A 15,652-nucleotide genomic window follows, 5' to 3' on the forward strand; every position below is an offset into this window, starting at 1 on the left:
TCTGGCGGCCAGGTCGACTTCCGATGTGGAAGCTAAAAATCGGTGGGTGCGCCGCCTTCGGCTTTCCGCCTTTCAACGAAGGCGGTGATTTCTTCATCTATGGCGGGATCGATAGGCGGAGGTTCGTAGGCTTCGAGCGCTTTTTTGTAGAGCATGTTCGCCTTGTCATAGGCAATTGGGCTCCCCGCTTCGGCCCATGTTTCATAGTTGCGCCAATCAGAGACAATCGGAGCGTAGAAAGCGTCCTTGTAGCGGGCCTGTGTATGTTCGGTTCCAAAGAAATGTCCGGCCGGGCCAACATCCCGGATCGCCTCAAGTGCGAGGGCGTCTTCCGAAACATCCAACGGTGTCAGGTACTCCTGGAGCTTCTGCAGAAGATCGATGTCTGTGATGAATTTCTCAAAACCGGCACTGAGGCCACCCTCGAGCCAACCGGCGGCATGTTTGATCAGATTGCCACCGCCGTTTATCGCTCCCCATTCCGACAAGGTGGTTTCCAGAGCAGCCTGATAGTCCACAGTATTGGCCGCGCAAACTCCGGAAGTGCGGTAGGGCAGGTTATAGCGGCGGGCGAGCTGGCCTCCGGCAATCGCGGCTTTCATGTATTCCGGCGTGCCAAAGGCCGGTGCACCGGATTTCATGTCCACATTGGAGGTGAAGCCACCATAGACCACCGGAGCTCCCGGACGCACGAGTTGGGCAAAGGCGATGCCGGCAAGGGCTTCAGCGTTTTGCAATGTAAGGGCACCTGCGATCGTCACAGGAGCCATAGCTCCTGCAAGCGTGAACGGCGTGACAATGGAAACCTGACCGGCTTTGGCCATCTCGATCAGGCCCGTCAGCATGGGTGTGTCCAGACGCAAAGGCGACGAGGTGTTGATGACCGTCAGAACGCTTGGCGTCCGGACAAATTCCTCAGGCGTCAGGCCATAACCGATGCGGGTCAACTCCAGGCCATCGAGATTGCGTTCACGTCCAAGCGAATAGATATGGAACACCTTGTCGGTGATGCGGAGCATGTCGGCAACGCAGTCGAGATGACGAACGGATGCATGGATATCCACGGGTTCAACCGGGTATCCCATCATGCAATGAATGATGTTGAAATGCTGGGAAAGCTTCAGGAAGTTACGGTAATCCTGCTGATTTCCAGCACGCCGACCCTTGTCTTTGTCCACCACATTGGGCGCGCTTGCGACACAGGAAAAGGCGATTGCATCGCCGCCAATCTGAAGATCATGTGCCCGGTTCCTGGCGCGGACGGTGAACTGGCTCGGTGCCTTGGCGACGAGCTCCTCCACCATGGCGCGATCCATCCGCACGCGATCTTCGCCGGGTTTGATGTCGGCACCGGCGGCTTTCAGCCATGTCTTTGCATCCTCGTGCAGGAAATCAATACCGATTTCCTCCAAAACCCGCATGGAAGCATCGTGAATGGCCTCCAGTTCGTCGGCTGAGACAACTTCGAGGGGTTTGAAGCGATGACGCGGTTGTTCGAACGGCTTTTGCGGAAAAAGATCCGGACCGCTTTTGTCACCACTTCTGCGCCGCCGCCCGCGTCGGGCAGGTGGTGCCTCCGCCTTGGGAGCGGCTTCGATTTCGCTCGTCATTGCTTCGCTATCCGTTGTCTTGAGGCTTGCCGGGTTTGGTGGAATGGTCCGGCGGCCGGGCGATAGGTTTGCCGCCACGGTCTGCAAGCTTAGTTGAGGAGCTGCTTGTTACGGGCAGTCTCAGTACGACGGTGAGTGCTCAAACTCCGACATCGGAGAGAGCGAAAGCGACAGGGGCCTTCTGCATAAAAACTTTGGCTTGACGGATCGGGGCGATCAAAGCGATCAGGACAGGGCGAGATTTATGAATGAGGTTTCGGTGAAGGAGCATCTCTCGGACAGTACCTTGCTGGCGTTTTTGAAAACCCAGTTGCCAGAGGCAGACTGGGATCACGCGCATTTGCGTCCCTTGCCGGTTGCCTATACCTGCCGGTTCTGGCGCCTTGATGTGCCCGGCCGCAGCTATGTGATCAAGGAATTCTTCCCCGAGGCGGAAGACAATCCGCTCTTCCCGACATTGCCACGTCAGGAAGCAGATGCTCTTTCCGTTCTTTCACGCCACCATTTGTCACCTTCATTGGAAGCCTTTGCAATCAGTCCAGCTGGAACTCCGGTGCTGGTCTACGGATATCCGTCCCCTGAAGACAATGAGATCGATGTCTCTGAAGCTGCCGCACTTATCGGGCGATTTGCCGCTCTGAAAGAACCGGTCCAGGGTCACCAGACCGTCCCGGCGGGATACAATGAGGTACTGGGGCGCGGCGATGCCATGCTGGCGGCGATCCCTGAGAGCCGCAAGGCAGCCAATCTCAAGCGGCTGCGGCCGCAGGACAAAGCGGTTGTTCGGAAGCCTGTCGAAAGGTCGCTGGTCCATCGCAGCTTCTGTCTTGGCACCATCCTGGCAACGGGAGAAGGCGCGAGATTGATCGACTGGCAGTTCGCGGGCCTCGGCGATCCGGTTGAAGACATTGTCGGGTTTGTCTCGCCAGGTCTCGCGACACTTTATGGACTTCACCCACTGGTCGCACATGCGGAAGACATGTTCCTGCAGGCCTACCCCGTTCAGCAGACGGTCCAGCGTTTCTTGGAGGAGCGTATCGGCTACCACTGGTGCTTTGCGGCATACTGTCTTTTCCGCCATGAAACGCTCATGACGAGCAATGCACCTGCGGCGCGGGCGTATGGACGGGCCCTGGAAGAAGAAGTCGACCTGATGCTGCGTCTGCGTGCCAAATAGCGCTGCGTTGTTCCGGTCAATGTAATGATCCTGTCACAGGACAGCGATACCGGAGGGCATGTCCATCCATCTTGATGCCGTATCCAAATCTTTCGCGGACCATAAAGCTCTCAACGACGTTTCGCTGTCGATTGAAGACGGCACTTTCTTTGTCGTTCTTGGCCCTTCCGGGTGCGGCAAGTCCACCCTGTTGCGCACGATCGCGGGCCTTGAGCCTATTGATGCCGGTGAGGTCTTGCTAGACGGGCAAAAAGTGGCGGGCGACGGATTTCATGTTCCTCCCGAGCAGCGCCAGGTCGGGGTGGTCTTCCAGTCCTATGCGCTTTGGCCGCATATGAGCGTTTCGGGAAACGTCGCCTTTCCGTTGGAAGCTGCAGGCAAGGGTCGCTCGGTCGTGTCCGCCCGCGTTGCTGATTGCCTGAAAACCGTTGCTCTTTCTGAGTTCGGGCAAAGAAAGCCGGCTGAATTGTCAGGCGGTCAGCGCCAAAGGGTTGCGCTTGCGCGTTGCCTTGCGCAAGGGGCAGGCACGGTCCTGATGGATGAACCGCTCGCCAATCTTGACCCGCATCTTAGAGGGGTCATGGAAGAAGAGCTTTCAAGCTTTCACAAGGCCAGCGGTGGAACGACACTTTTCATTACACATGATCAGCGCGAAGCGATGGCCCTGGCCGACAAAGTGGCCGTGATGTGGAACGGCAAAATTCTTCAAGTGGATGATCCGGATACCTTGTACCGGCGGCCGATGTCCAAAGAGGTCGCGGGCTTTATTGGCCGAAGCACTCTCTTGCCCGTAAGGATCAACCGCGCCGAGGCAGGCATGGCCGAGATTGGATTTGGCGGTGCAACGGTGGAAGTTGAGTGTCCGCACAATGCCGTTCCCGGACAAGGCACCTTGCTGCTTCGACCAGAGCATATTGTTCTTGCAAACAGCGCATCTGGTTTTGAAACCCAGGTGGTTCGGACGGTCTATCGAGGGGGTGTCTGGGATGTATTTGTTTCGATGCCCGGTCTGGACCAGCACTTGATGATGTCGCTTCATCGAAAGGCCACTCCGGGGGATATGCTTCGCCTTGAAATTCTTCGAGGCTGGGTGTTGCCAGCTTAACTCAGTCCTTCCAGGGGATTGTGCCGTTCGGAACGCGCCTGGCCAGAACGTTCATGGCCAGCATGATGAAGATTGTAGCCCCAACCACAACCGCTGACATGGCGGCTGCCAGTGTGGTGTAACCGCCGTCTTCATAGTTGAAGATAGTTGTTCCGATGGTCTCGTTTCCCGTCGACCAGAGCAGCGCTGATACAGTGACTTCATTATACGCCGTGAGGAAGACAAGGATTGCGCCGGAAGCTGCGGATGGTGCGGCAAGGGGAGCGAATATCTTGCGCATGCGTCTGAAAAAACCGGCTCCGGAAACCCGTGCCGCATCTTCCAGAGAAGCGTCCATTTGCAGGAATGCGGCCATGACAGGCTTCAATCCAACCGCAAGAAACACGGAGACATACGCAATCAGGATGATCCAGATGGTGCCATAGAGCGAGATGCCAAGTACAGGGATCGGTCGGATAAAGGCCAGGATGAACGCGATCGACATGACAAGGCCTGGAACCGCAAAAGCGATTTCAGACTGCGTCAACGCCAATCCCGCCAAGCGGCGGTTTCCTGAATTTTTGTGGGCAAGAAAATAACCGAGAAGCAAACTCATTGCGGCAATGACAAATGCGCTTAGTCCGGCAATCAACGTCGAATTGGCAAATGCTCTGAGCGTGACTGTCTGACGCCAGAGTACTTCGGTGAAATTGTCCAATGTCAGGGTCTCGAGCGACAGTGGCAGGCCGTAGGTCTTCACCAAAGACGTCGCAAGCAGGGAAGCTGCGGGAAGCAAAAGCACGCCGGCAACAAACAGCCAGAGGATACTCTCGACGAGGATGCGCCTGGAGCCGAGCGAAATTGCCAAAGGGTCCTGTGGCAACCCGATGAGGCTCGCGCGCATGCGGCGCTGCAACAGGCTTTGCAATAAAATGGCGAAAAGTGCGACAAACGCCAATATGACGGAAATCACGGCAACATTGGGCAAAATGTCTGGCCCGAAGCTGGCCAGGCGCCGCCACACGAGCACCGGCAAGGTCGTATAACGTGCCGGAATGCCGATCAGCGCGTTGATGCCGAAGTTGCCGAGCGCGGCAACGAAGGCAAGCGCGAAACCGGCCAAAAGCGATGGGCCAAGGAGTGGAAGCGTTATCCGGCGCAGCATCAAGGCAGCGCCAGCACCGGAGATGCGTGCGGCATCGGAAAGCTCGCGCGGAAAGGTCCGCAAGGCCGCGCGGACAAGGAGAAAAACGAGGGGACTGTGCTGCAGCGTCAGCAGAAACACCAGGCCTTCGCGTGAATAGAGCGGATGCGTCGACCCAATTTCGGGTGCCAGACCCAACCATTGCAAAACAGGGCTGGCGGGTCCAAGTGCCTGTATCCAGGCTATTGCTGTGACATGCGGCGGGATCATCATCGGCAATAGAATGAGGAAGACCAGCAGGCCTTTCGCGCGAATGTCTGTCAAGCCGATGATCAGCGCGAGGCAGGTTCCGAGGATGGACGCACCGAGTGCGGACCAAAGACTGCTCTCAATGGAATGCCAAAGCGCCCGCTGGACCGAGCGGCTTTGAACCGCTTCCAGAAGCGGTCCAACAGCCACACTGCCTTCACTTGTCAGCCCGGTTTTGAACAACAGCAGAAGGGGCAGGCCACATACCGCCGTCGCGCCGACCACAAGCAGCAGCAGTGTTGTTTTCTCAGGAGCAAGCTTTGGGCGCATGCGGCTTCAATTTACTCTGTTTGTTGCCCAGGTATGAGGCGCATGTAAATGGCACGGCAGAAAGAACAACGCAGTGCGAGGAAGCTCGCACTGCGTTGTTTCTCGGGGTGAGATATCTCCTCAGCCGCCGAAGATTTCGCTGAACTTCAACTTGTTGGCCTGATCTTTTTCAAGAGCCGAGACCGGGTCGAAGTCCATCAGTTTGATCGTATCGCGTGCAGGAAAACCTTCCGGTGCCTTCACTGCCGGATGTGCAGGAAGATACCCTTGCGAGGCAGCCAGTTTTTGACCTTCCTCGGAGATAAGGAAATCAACAAAGGCTTTGGCAGCGTCCGGATTTTGTGCCGTGGACAGGATTGCGACCGGCTCAGTTACGGCTGAGACGCCTTCTTCCGGGAAAACAAATTCTACCGGGGCACCCTTGAGCTTTTCGCGGATCGGCAGGAAGTCGACAACAAATCCATAAAGCTTCTCACCGCCGGCGACCGCCTTATAGGTTCCGCCATTGCCGCCCTTCGGATTGGCGCCCTGCTCCGCAAGGCCTTCATAGAAAGCCCAGCCCAGATCGGGATTGGACGTCAAGGCGGCCATATGGATCGTTGCAGCACCGGATGTCAGTGGCGACGGCATCGCCAGTTTGTCTTTCGCTTGTTCCTTCAGGAGATCCTTATAGGAAGTCGGCTTCATTGGCGCGTTGGTGTTGTAGACAATGCCTGTGGTGATCAGCTTGGTAGAGAAGTAGGTTTTATCCTTGTCCATGATCGCAGGGTCATATTCAGCAACGTCTGCGCCCTCGTGCGCCATCAGGCGGCCTTCTTTTTTCAAGCCTTCCATTGTGACCATGTCGGCAATCAGAAGGACGTCCGGTTTTGGCGCTCCGGCTTCGAATTCGGCGCGCAACTTGGCCATCATTTTTGTGGTGCCATCGCGAACCCATTCGACTTCGACACCCGGATGCTTTTCTGCAAACGCATCAACGGTTGCCTGTGCGTCGGCATTCGGCTGGGAGGTGTAGAGTACAAGTTTGCCAGTTACATCCTCAGCATAGGCGGATACGGACGCCGCAGCGAAGAGGCCGGCTGCAATCAGAAGCTTTTTCATTTAACAGATCCCTTTGGCTGAGCCGCGTTGGTTCTTGCGGTCAGGCAATCGGGTATCAGTCTTGTGTGACAGATTTTTTCGACCACTGGACAATAATACATGGCCTTTTTGGGAATCCTGCGTGACCCTCCGTGTTTCGAGAGGGAGGGCCTGAAGGGCGTTCCTCAAATTGTGTTCGCTTGTATGCAAGGATTGCCGGATGCGCACCGGTCCGCTATCACCGCTGCACACGGTTCTAAATCGATTTGAGAAAGGCGTTGTTCATGAGCTCTGAAAGTGCTGTCGCGGAAATCGGGCTGATTGGTCTTGGCACAATGGGCGGCAACCTCGCGCTCAATATTGCCGAGAACGGATTTCAGATAGCGGTCTATAACCGCACTGCCGAGAAGACAGATCAGTTCATTGGAAAAGCCGGCGCACTTGCTGACAAGCTTGTGCCTTCGAAGACGCTTGAGGACTTCGTTGCATCAATCAAGTCGCCCAGAGCCGTGATCCTGATGGTTCCAGCTGGCGAGGCTGTCGATGCACAGATTGAAGCGCTGCGCCCTTTGCTTGATGGTCAAGATCTGATTATCGATGCAGGCAATGCCAATTATCACGACACCAACCGCAGGGCGGCGGAGGCTGCGGAAAAAGGTCCGCGTTTCATGGGCATTGGCGTGTCTGGCGGTGAAGAAGGCGCGCGTTTCGGTCCGTCTATCATGGGGGGCGGTGCAAAGGATGCATGGGACCAGGTCGGTCACATTCTAGAAGCCATATCCGCAAAACACGAGGAGGAGCCCTGTGCTGCCTATCTCGGTGAAGCGGGGGCCGGCCACCTCGTGAAAACCGTTCATAACGGCATCGAATATGCCGACATGCAGATGATTGCAGAAGTTTATGGCGTCATGCGCGACGGCTTTGGGATGAATTCTTCCGAAATCGCCCGCGTTTTTGAAAAATGGAATGGGGGCATTCTCCAGTCCTACCTGATTGAAATTTCGGGAAAGGTTGCCGGAACCGCCGATCCGGAAACCGGCCGACCGATGCTCGACATCATTTTGGACAAGGCCGGGCAGAAGGGCACCGGACGCTGGACCGCAATCGAGGCTCTGATGCTGGGAACACCGGCAAGTGCCATTGAGGCTGCCGTCGCGACACGGAACATGTCGGCGAGATTGGACGAGCGTCAGGCGGGCCAAGCCGAGTTCGGCGCGGCACCCAGTGAAATGGACCGGGAAGCCGTGACAATCGATGCATTGGAAGCAGCTCTGGTTGCCGGCAAAATCGTTTGTTATGCGCAAGGTTTCGGGCTGATCCTGGAAGCCGCGCGGCAATATGGTTGGGCGATGCCGCTGCCGCAAATAGCACGTATCTGGCGTAATGGCTGTATCATCCGTTCAGCCATGTTGAATGACATGTCTGCAGCACTTGCAGATAATTCAGAACGCAATCTGATGCTGGCTCCGTTCTTTTCCGACAAGTTGAAGGAGACAGAAGCGATGCTGCGTCAGGTGGTGGCCCAGGCGGCGCTTCACGGCCTGCCCGTTCCGGCCCTTTCAGCTGCGCTTTCCTATTTCGACATCATGCGTACCGGCAGGTCGACCGCAAACATGTTGCAAGGTCAGCGCGACTTCTTTGGAGCGCATGGCTTTGAACGCACGGACAAGGATGGTGGAGGCTATCACGGTCCCTGGGCGATGGGTTGAGCAGACTGTCTGAAGGTCTTCTGCGAATGCAGCACTTATGACCCGTTGAAGCAGGTACGGCGGCCATTTTGGCCGCCGTTTTTGCATTGGCTATTGGAAATCTGTCGGTCCGCCATCAAGTCTGGCTGGCGCCCGATCAGAGTTCCTTTTCGACATAGTCCTCGTGTTTGGGACCAATGAGGGTGTCGATTTCAGAAACAACTGCTTTTGGAAGTGCGCCGAATTTCAGGGCCCCGGCAAGATCCTGGATCTGGGCAACTGTCCGGGCACCGGGCAAGGGATAATTGCGGTCTGATTTTGCCCAGAGCCAACCAAGTGCGCCTTGAGGCAGCGACCGGCCATCTGACTGGAGCAGGTCGCGTACTGCGTCCAGTTTTTCCAGAAACTCGATGTTTGGCTTGCCGTCTTTGTAATAGGTCAGCCACATCTGTTCCGTCGATCGGATGTCATCTTTCGGCATGACGGAACCTTTCCGATAGTTTCCGCCCAGCAGACCCATCGCCAGCGGAGAGCGAATGAAGGCAACAAGGCCTTGGTGCGCGATCGCCCTGCGGATTTTGGGTGTATCGCAAAAGACGTTTGTGCCGTGCTCTACGGCCACCACACCGTCTCTCTTCGACAAGGCTTCGACATTGCCTGTGAAGTCAGTGCTCCAACCATAGCCACGAATCTTTCCTTCAATGCGTGCTTTTTCCATCTCTTCGAATATCGGCATCGCGCGATCAATCGGCAGTGAATTCAGATGGAGAAGGACAATGTCGAGGCAGTCGCGCTGGAGCCGTTTGAGGCTGTTTTCAATCGCCGGAAGCACGCTGTCTGCACTCGCCTCCTCGCCGAGAATTTCTTTTGTGGTCTCGTCGATTGCCAGGCCCAATTTACTGACAATTACAGCGTCAGGACGATTGCGGAGCGCTTGGCCGAGCAGCTTCTCCGCATGTCCAGCGCCATATGCTGCCGCAGTGTCGAATAGGGTAATACCGCCCTCCAGGGCGGCGTGAATGGTGCGAATGGATTCAGCGTCGTCGCTGTTTGCATATCCGAGCGGACGCCCGTCCTTGAACATGGGCCCGCCGATTGGCCAACACCCCATCCCGAGTGGCGAGATCTCTTTTGAAAAATTTGCATGTCACTTTCCTGTCGTTTCGGCAGGAAAGTGACATGCACCTGGTTGCGCATCCATAGAACAATCTGAAACTGTCGTTTCAGGATTGAAACGAACTCTGAAGAACCGCGTCACGATGGTCATCAACGGTTCTTGGCAGGTTCTGAACTCAGCTTCCGGCCTGGAGGCCTGTGTCCATCAGTGATTTGATTTGAGCTTCGCTTGTACCGGCAACAATGCGCCCAAGCTCTTGATTGCCTTTCAATACAAGCAAAGTGGATCTGCGCGGAATTTTCCGCGAAGTGGTGACTTGGTGCTGGCGATAGTCGTCCCAGTCGACACGAACAAAAACCATCGCCTGATCATAGGCCGGATTGGCTCCGCGAAGGGCATTGATCACGCGTTCCTGCCGGGCACAGGTTCCGCACCATGATGCGGCGTAATCCACGAACACTGTCTTGCCTGCAGAAAGTTCCTTTTCGATAAGGCCGGGCGCGTAATCCAGTGTTTCGCTCGCAAATGCCGCGTTGGGCAAAACTGTTGCCGCTAGTCCGGCAGCTGCAGATGAGAGGAGGAAGTGACGGCGGTTCATCGGGTATCCTTTCCAGTAAAGGTTCAGAAACGAACAGACAGGTCCTGAAGCCAGATCGGCATGACGCTCATTGCCCAGGCATCGACCATATGATGGACGTTGAAGATCAGCAGCACGCCGACCGTCAGGAACACGAGGCCCATAATGGGTTTGGATTTTTCGGCCAGGCCGCGCAACTTGTCGGTTCGGCTGCGCAGAGTTTCACGAGCACCCAGTCCCAACCCCACGATCAGCGTAGAAACACCGAGGGCGAAGAAACACATAATGAGTGCTGCCCAGAGGAGACTTTCTCCCTGTGAGGCAAGTGCAATTGCACCTCCAAGTGTCGGCCCGATGCAGGGTGACCAGACAGCACCGAGAAGAATGCCGCCAAGGAACTGACCACGCAGGCCGCTTGTGTCGGTGGATTGCATTTTCTGGCCGGCGGAACCGGAGAAACCTGCTGCAGCGAGCTCAAACCGTTGGCTGAATGCAGGCACCAGCAAGACAAGACCGAAAACGATCATCAAGGTGGCACCGACTTTGGACATCAATTCTTCGGTCAGACCGATGGCGTAACCCAGTGTGGATACCAGCATGCCGACGGTGACGAAGGAAACGCTCATACCGGCGGCAAGCGCGACGGGCGCACGCCGGTCGGCGTTCAATGCGGATGCCAGAACGATGGGCAGGACCGGCAGGACGCAGGGATTTATCAGTGTCAAAAGGCCTGCGAGATAAGCGAGTGGAAGTTCAAGCATATGGTCCGGACAGTGCTCGTCTATTGATCACAAAAGCCGGCCGGGTTCAGCCGGTCGGCACAGCACGGTAGATAGGTCAGCGACAGGTTTATGTCCCCTAAAGTCTGATCACAAATTTGTTGGCTGACCCTATTGGGCCAGACCGAGCGCTTCCATGTTTGCGATCGAAGCTGGAAGCTTTGCGTGATCCTTGATTTCGACAATCAGGCGAGGGTCGCTGTCGAGTTTCCCGATCGCATTGAAGACTGAATGCCAGTTGATGTTGCCTTCACCAAGTGCCCAGTGCCGGTCAGCGTAGCCATCTGCATCCTGTAAGTGCATATGACGGAGTTTGCTTCCAGCGGCCTTGACGAAATAATCGACGGGTGGCGCACCGGTGGAACCGTGGGCATAGTGTGCATGGCCGGTATCGATGGATATCCTGACTGCTTTTGAGCCGAAGCTTTCCGCAAGTTCGACGCGGGCGTACGGGTCCTTGTCCTCGATATTTTCAATGACCAGTTCGCAGCCTATGTCTTCCGCGCGTTTGACTGCGTTCTTCATCGTCAAATGACAGAGTTCGATCTTGCGATCCCTTGCGTCGTCGTAATTGTCGAGATTGTTGTGATCCCAGGTGGAATAGGGACTGTGAACCACCATATGGGTCCCGCTCAGGGCTTCACAGACTTCCAGTCCTTGAAGCAGACGCTTTTTGACGATCTCGCGAATGTCGATATCAACCGGGTCGATGGTAAAGCCCCAGAATGGGCCATGAATGCCAACGCGGCCGGTGTGACCGTCAAGAAGCGCCTTGGCCTCGTCGACCAGCGGTTGCCAATCACCATTCAGCGTTTCAGCCGGCCAGAAGTCCTGAAGTTCAAGATCCCGTTGCTTTTCGAGCATCAGGTTCCGATGCGTTTTCAGCGAGGTCACGTTCAGGGCTGCGCCCAAAATAGGAAGGTCTGGCATGGTGATACCTGTGTTGATTGTAGCTGTTGCCAATCAGATAAGTTGCAATCCTTGACACTATTGCGACGTTTGCATCGTCTTGTTTCAGTATCCCTTTTTGCGGTCGACGCTTTCAGGCAGGCAACCTGTCTGGAAAAAGTGCCTGATGTTGTTTGCGACGATTTGGGACGCGGTCGACGTAATTGTTGGTGCGGAAATATGCGGCAGGATGGTCACATTGCTGTTGCTCCACAGAGGACTTTCGGGAGGCAATGGCTCACTGTCGAAGACGTCAAGGACCGCGTGGCTCAATTGCCCGCGATCCAGGGCTGCGATCAGCGCGGGCGTTTCAATGATCGGGCCGCGCGCAAAATTAATGACGGTGGCTCCGGGTTTGCAGTGTTCTAAGGCAGTTGAGTCGAGCAGACCGCGCGTTTCGTCCGTCAATGGCATCAAAAGCACAAGACTGTCAGCCTGCCTTAAAACGGTTTCCAATCCGTCTTGGCCACAATAGGTCCTGATGTCGTCAAGTGACTTTTCGCTTCGGCTCCAGCCGATGACATTGAAGCCGTTTGATTTCAGTCTTCTGGCGGATGCAATGCCAAGCTTGCCAAGGCCGAGAATGGCAATGGTGCGGTGCGCTGGGAGTAACAGCTCATGTCCCAGCCAGACCCGTTGGCGTTGCTGTGTCATGTATTTCGGCATATCCCGGTGAAGGTATAGCGACCAGGCAAGCACGGCCTCCGACATGGTCTCTGCCATCTGGGGATCCGTCAGGCGCACAATCAATGGGCCATCCTGGGGCAGTTCAGCGGTCAAGCGTTCAACGCCGGCCCAAAGGCTTTGCACCCAGACCAAATTTGGCATTGCTGCGACTTTGGCAGGATCCGGATTGGCAACAATTGCAACGGTAGCCCGAGAGCGTTCCTGTTCACTCAAAGTGCTGAAGGCTTTGACTTCGGCAATATCCTTCAAGGCAGTCGGCAAGGCTGTGCTCCAGGCCTTGCGCTCGTCCTCATTTGCTTCGGAAACGAACGGCACAATCGGTTTCATCTTTCGAAGATCCCCGCAGCGTTGGCGAAGCCTTTCACTTCTATCGGGTTCCCGGACGGATCCAAAAAAACATTGTGCTTTGTTCCCCGGGCTGGCCCTCGAACCGGACGGTCGGGGCAACAACGAAATCGAGGTTAGCGGCTACGAGCCGTTGCGCAAGAGCCTTCCACTCTTCCATGTCCAGCACAACGCCAAGATGGGGCATGGGAACCATATGGTTTCCTACCTTGCCGGTGTTGGTTGTTTCAAATGGCTTGCCAAGATGCAGCGAGAGCTGGTGTCCAAAGAAATTGAAATCCACCCAGGTTTCAGAGCTGCGTCCTTCCTGGCAGCCGAGCAGGCGGCTGTAAAACGCACGTGCTTCATCGAGATCGGTTACGTGGTAGGCGAGGTGGAAGCAGGGTTGCATGAGGTTCTCCAGAAATGTGTGTGCTCGTAGTAGCAGAACCAATTCAAAACAATTACTATCTTTTTGCTTCTTCTTTCATAGGAAAATGTTTTGGATACGCGATTTCTGGAAAGCTTGATCGCCGTCGTTGAAAGTGGCTCTATTGCCGGTGCCGCGAGGACGCAAAACCTCACTGCAGCGGCTGTCAGCCAAAGAATACGTGTTTTGGAAACCGAACTTGCCTGTGAACTGCTCGTCCGGACCTCTCATGCGGCACAACCGACACCAGAGTGTCTTCGTGTGTTGCTGGCGGCCCGAGAACTTGTACAGGCTGCACAGCGGTTACGCTCTGCTACAGATGCTGAAGGTTTGGGTGGGCCTTATCGTCTCGGGGCAGTCTCGACCATCCTTGTTGACTACGGCCCCACTGTCATCGACGTCTTCAGGGAAAGAGCGCCTAAGGCAATGCTCACCATTCGGCCGGGCACCTCCCGTGCCCTCTACCAGGATCTTGTGGCGGGCCACCTGGATGCGGTTCTGATTTCAGAACCGCCTTTCTCGTTGCCAAAGAGCTTGCGCAGCAGTTTGTTCTGCGAAGAAACGGCGGTTCACATTGCTCCTGCAGACGCGGATCAGAAGACCCCCGGTGACGCTGACTTGCCCTGGATTGTCTATGACAGGGAAGCCTGGGGCGGGCGCGTTATCTGGAATGCCTTTGAGCGGAAATTTCGCCGTGGACATATCCTTTGCGAACTGGATGGATTGGAGACGATTGCACAGATGGTGGCGAGTGGAGCCGGTCAGGCAATTGTGCCGGAATGGCGTGGCCTGATTGCTCAGAGGTCCAACTTGCAGGAACTGTCAATGACAACTTCTGCAGTGCGCAAGATGGTTCTTGTTCATCCAACTGCGTCTGTTGTCGCCTCTCTGACGGAATTGGTGCTCGCAGCGATTGCCAAAGCGCCTTGAAAAGAGATTGCCGCATTCAATACATCAACCCATGGGTGTAGTTTTGAGGGTTCCGCGAGGTCAGCAAGAATCACTTCTTTGAAAGAAAACTAAAATTCATGACGATTGTAGGCATAAAAATGTCGCTTGAGGGCGCGCTATTGAAATTAACGATATGATTGCAGGGTGAATTGGGACTCTACTGTTGTGCTAACGGCTTCTTAGTGCAATGGTAAAGCGTGTTGAGCTTCGAGCTGGTTTAAATACCGGCGATGATCCCATTCGGTTACGTTTGGCTCATCAAAGCGGCTGCAGAGCAAGAGTAGCGTATAAGCGTTAGATGAAGGCTAAATTAAAAATAATTGATATTCATGCCTTCAAGTCGAAACTTCGTTTCTTGCTTGATATACTTTCCAATTGGAAGCGCGGATGCGTGAATACTTCGCGGAGAGAATTTGCGAACTGCACCCAAAAACACAATCAGCAAAAAGACTGGACAGGAGTGTTCCTATGAAGAAGTTGTTTGCCACGGTCGCCGCGACCGCGCTGGTCGGGATGGCGTCGTCAGCCATGGCCGAAGACTGCGGCACGATCACCGTCGCTGAAATGAACTGGGCGTCTGCAGGCGCAATCTCCCAGATCGACAAGATCATTCTCGAGAACGGTTACGGCTGCAATGTCGAGCTCGTTGCCGGCGACACGATGCCGACCTTCACTTCCATGAACGAGAAGGGTGAGCCGGACATGGCTCCCGAGCTTTGGATCAATGCCGTACGCGAACCGCTCGACCAGGCTGTTTCGGAAGGCTCCTTGATCATCGGCGGTGAGATCCTCAACGAAGGTGGCGTTGAAGGCTTTTGGGTGCCAACGTTCATTGCCGAGGAACACGGCATCAAAACCGTCAAGGACGCTCTTGCCCGTCCGGATCTCTTCAAGGGAGCGGAAGACGACAGCAAAGGTGGCTTCTTCACATGCCCGACCGGCTGGAACTGCCGCATAACCACTGGCAACCTGTTCCGGGCATTCGGCTTCGACGAAGCCGGGTTTGAAATGGTCGATCCGGGTTCCGCTGCGGGCCTTGACGGTTCAATTGCCCGCGCCAACGAGCGCAAGGAAGGTTGGCTTGGCTATTACTGGGCGCCTACCTCCATTCTCGGCAAATACGACATGACGTTGCTCGACTTTGAAGTGCCGCATGACAAGGCCGAGTGGGATAAATGCACCGTGGTCGAAGACTGTCCGGATCCGAAGCCGAATTCCTGGGTCAAGTCCGAAGTCTTCACAGTTGTGACGGACGATTTTGCAAACAAGGCGGGTCCTGCAATGGACTACATCAAAGGCCGTACGTGGGACAACCGTACAGCTGGTAAGGTGTTGGCATGGATGAGCGACAATCAGGCGGCCAATGAAGACGGTGCTTATTACTTCCTCGAAAACTTCGAGGATGTATGGAGCCAGTGGGTCAGCCCGGAAGCTGCCGAAAAAATCAAGGCATCGCTCTAAGCTGCCGAGACGAGAC

13 protein-coding genes and 1 pseudogene are annotated in these 15,652 nt (G+C 55.5%); 5 read left to right on the plus strand and 9 right to left on the minus strand.

Features of this window, described 5'->3' with window-relative positions; genetic code table 11:
• Nucleotides 1–32: 32 nt before the first annotated feature.
• Entirely contained in the window at nt 33–1,610 is a 1,578-nt protein-coding gene (locus ACZ1HV_RS19990) for a trimethylamine methyltransferase family protein (RefSeq protein ID WP_472716094.1), read from the minus strand.
• A 244-nt stretch (nt 1,611–1,854) separates the two neighbouring features.
• On the opposite strand from ACZ1HV_RS19990, the gene ACZ1HV_RS19995 reads away from it, so the two are divergent.
• Together ACZ1HV_RS19995 and ACZ1HV_RS20000 are read left to right on the plus strand one after the other, a co-directional pair.
• Nucleotides 1,855–2,787 carry a phosphotransferase gene (locus tag ACZ1HV_RS19995; RefSeq protein ID WP_298961105.1) on the plus strand — a complete coding sequence of 311 codons (933 nt, stop codon included), beginning with the start codon at nt 1,855–1,857 and terminating at the stop codon, nt 2,785–2,787.
• A 58-nt stretch (nt 2,788–2,845) separates the two neighbouring features.
• Nucleotides 2,846–3,892, plus strand: a complete 1,047-nt coding sequence (locus tag ACZ1HV_RS20000) for an ABC transporter ATP-binding protein (RefSeq protein WP_472716095.1) — start codon at nt 2,846–2,848, stop codon at nt 3,890–3,892.
• A gap of 1 nt (nt 3,893) precedes the next feature.
• Here ACZ1HV_RS20000 and ACZ1HV_RS20005 read toward each other — a convergent pair whose 3' ends face one another.
• Complete coding sequence (locus ACZ1HV_RS20005) at nt 3,894–5,594, minus strand: ABC transporter permease (RefSeq protein ID WP_472716096.1); 1,701 nt, start codon at nt 5,592–5,594, stop codon at nt 3,894–3,896.
• Between the two features lie 120 nt (nt 5,595–5,714).
• The gene (locus ACZ1HV_RS20010) at nt 5,715–6,695 is read right to left on the minus strand and encodes an ABC transporter substrate-binding protein (protein WP_298961114.1); all 981 of its coding nucleotides are present in this window, start codon (nt 6,693–6,695) and stop codon (nt 5,715–5,717) included.
• 263 nt (nt 6,696–6,958) lie between these two features.
• On the opposite strand from ACZ1HV_RS20010, the gene gndA reads away from it, so the two are divergent.
• Entirely contained in the window at nt 6,959–8,383 is a 1,425-nt protein-coding gene (gene gndA / locus ACZ1HV_RS20015; RefSeq protein WP_472716097.1) for an NADP-dependent phosphogluconate dehydrogenase, read from the plus strand.
• 136 nt (nt 8,384–8,519) lie between these two features.
• Here the strand turns inward: gndA and ACZ1HV_RS20020 are convergent, their stop codons facing one another.
• From ACZ1HV_RS20020 to ACZ1HV_RS20045, 6 genes and pseudogenes are all read right to left on the minus strand, one after another.
• Complete coding sequence (locus ACZ1HV_RS20020; RefSeq protein ID WP_472716098.1) at nt 8,520–9,473, minus strand: aldo/keto reductase; 954 nt, start codon at nt 9,471–9,473, stop codon at nt 8,520–8,522.
• A 181-nt stretch (nt 9,474–9,654) separates the two neighbouring features.
• Nucleotides 9,655–10,077: a thioredoxin family protein gene (locus ACZ1HV_RS20025; protein ID WP_298961123.1), complete on the minus strand. Its 423-nt coding sequence runs from the start codon at nt 10,075–10,077 to the stop codon at nt 9,655–9,657.
• Between the two features lie 23 nt (nt 10,078–10,100).
• The gene (locus tag ACZ1HV_RS20030; RefSeq protein ID WP_298984683.1) at nt 10,101–10,817 is read right to left on the minus strand and encodes a cytochrome c biogenesis CcdA family protein; all 717 of its coding nucleotides are present in this window, start codon (nt 10,815–10,817) and stop codon (nt 10,101–10,103) included.
• A gap of 129 nt (nt 10,818–10,946) precedes the next feature.
• A complete protein-coding gene (locus ACZ1HV_RS20035; protein WP_472716099.1) occupies nt 10,947–11,765 on the minus strand; it encodes a sugar phosphate isomerase/epimerase family protein in 819 nt (272 codons plus the stop codon).
• A gap of 84 nt (nt 11,766–11,849) precedes the next feature.
• On the minus strand, nt 11,850–12,797 hold the full coding sequence (locus ACZ1HV_RS20040) for a 2-hydroxyacid dehydrogenase (RefSeq protein WP_472716100.1): 948 nt from the start codon (nt 12,795–12,797) through the stop codon (nt 11,850–11,852).
• Nucleotides 12,794–13,206, minus strand: a pseudogene (locus ACZ1HV_RS20045) (VOC family protein). Before ACZ1HV_RS20045 ends, ACZ1HV_RS20040 begins: the two are co-directional and overlap by 4 nt.
• Before the next feature lie 90 nt (nt 13,207–13,296).
• Here ACZ1HV_RS20045 and ACZ1HV_RS20050 point away from each other — a divergent pair.
• Together ACZ1HV_RS20050 and ACZ1HV_RS20055 are read left to right on the plus strand one after the other, a co-directional pair.
• On the plus strand, nt 13,297–14,154 hold the full coding sequence (locus ACZ1HV_RS20050; protein ID WP_472716101.1) for a LysR family transcriptional regulator: 858 nt from the start codon (nt 13,297–13,299) through the stop codon (nt 14,152–14,154).
• 489 nt (nt 14,155–14,643) lie between these two features.
• Entirely contained in the window at nt 14,644–15,636 is a 993-nt protein-coding gene (locus ACZ1HV_RS20055) for an ABC transporter substrate-binding protein (RefSeq protein WP_472716102.1), read from the plus strand.
• Nucleotides 15,637–15,652 lie beyond the last annotated feature (16 nt).

The organism is Roseibium sp. JB4-4 (genome assembly GCF_055693425.1).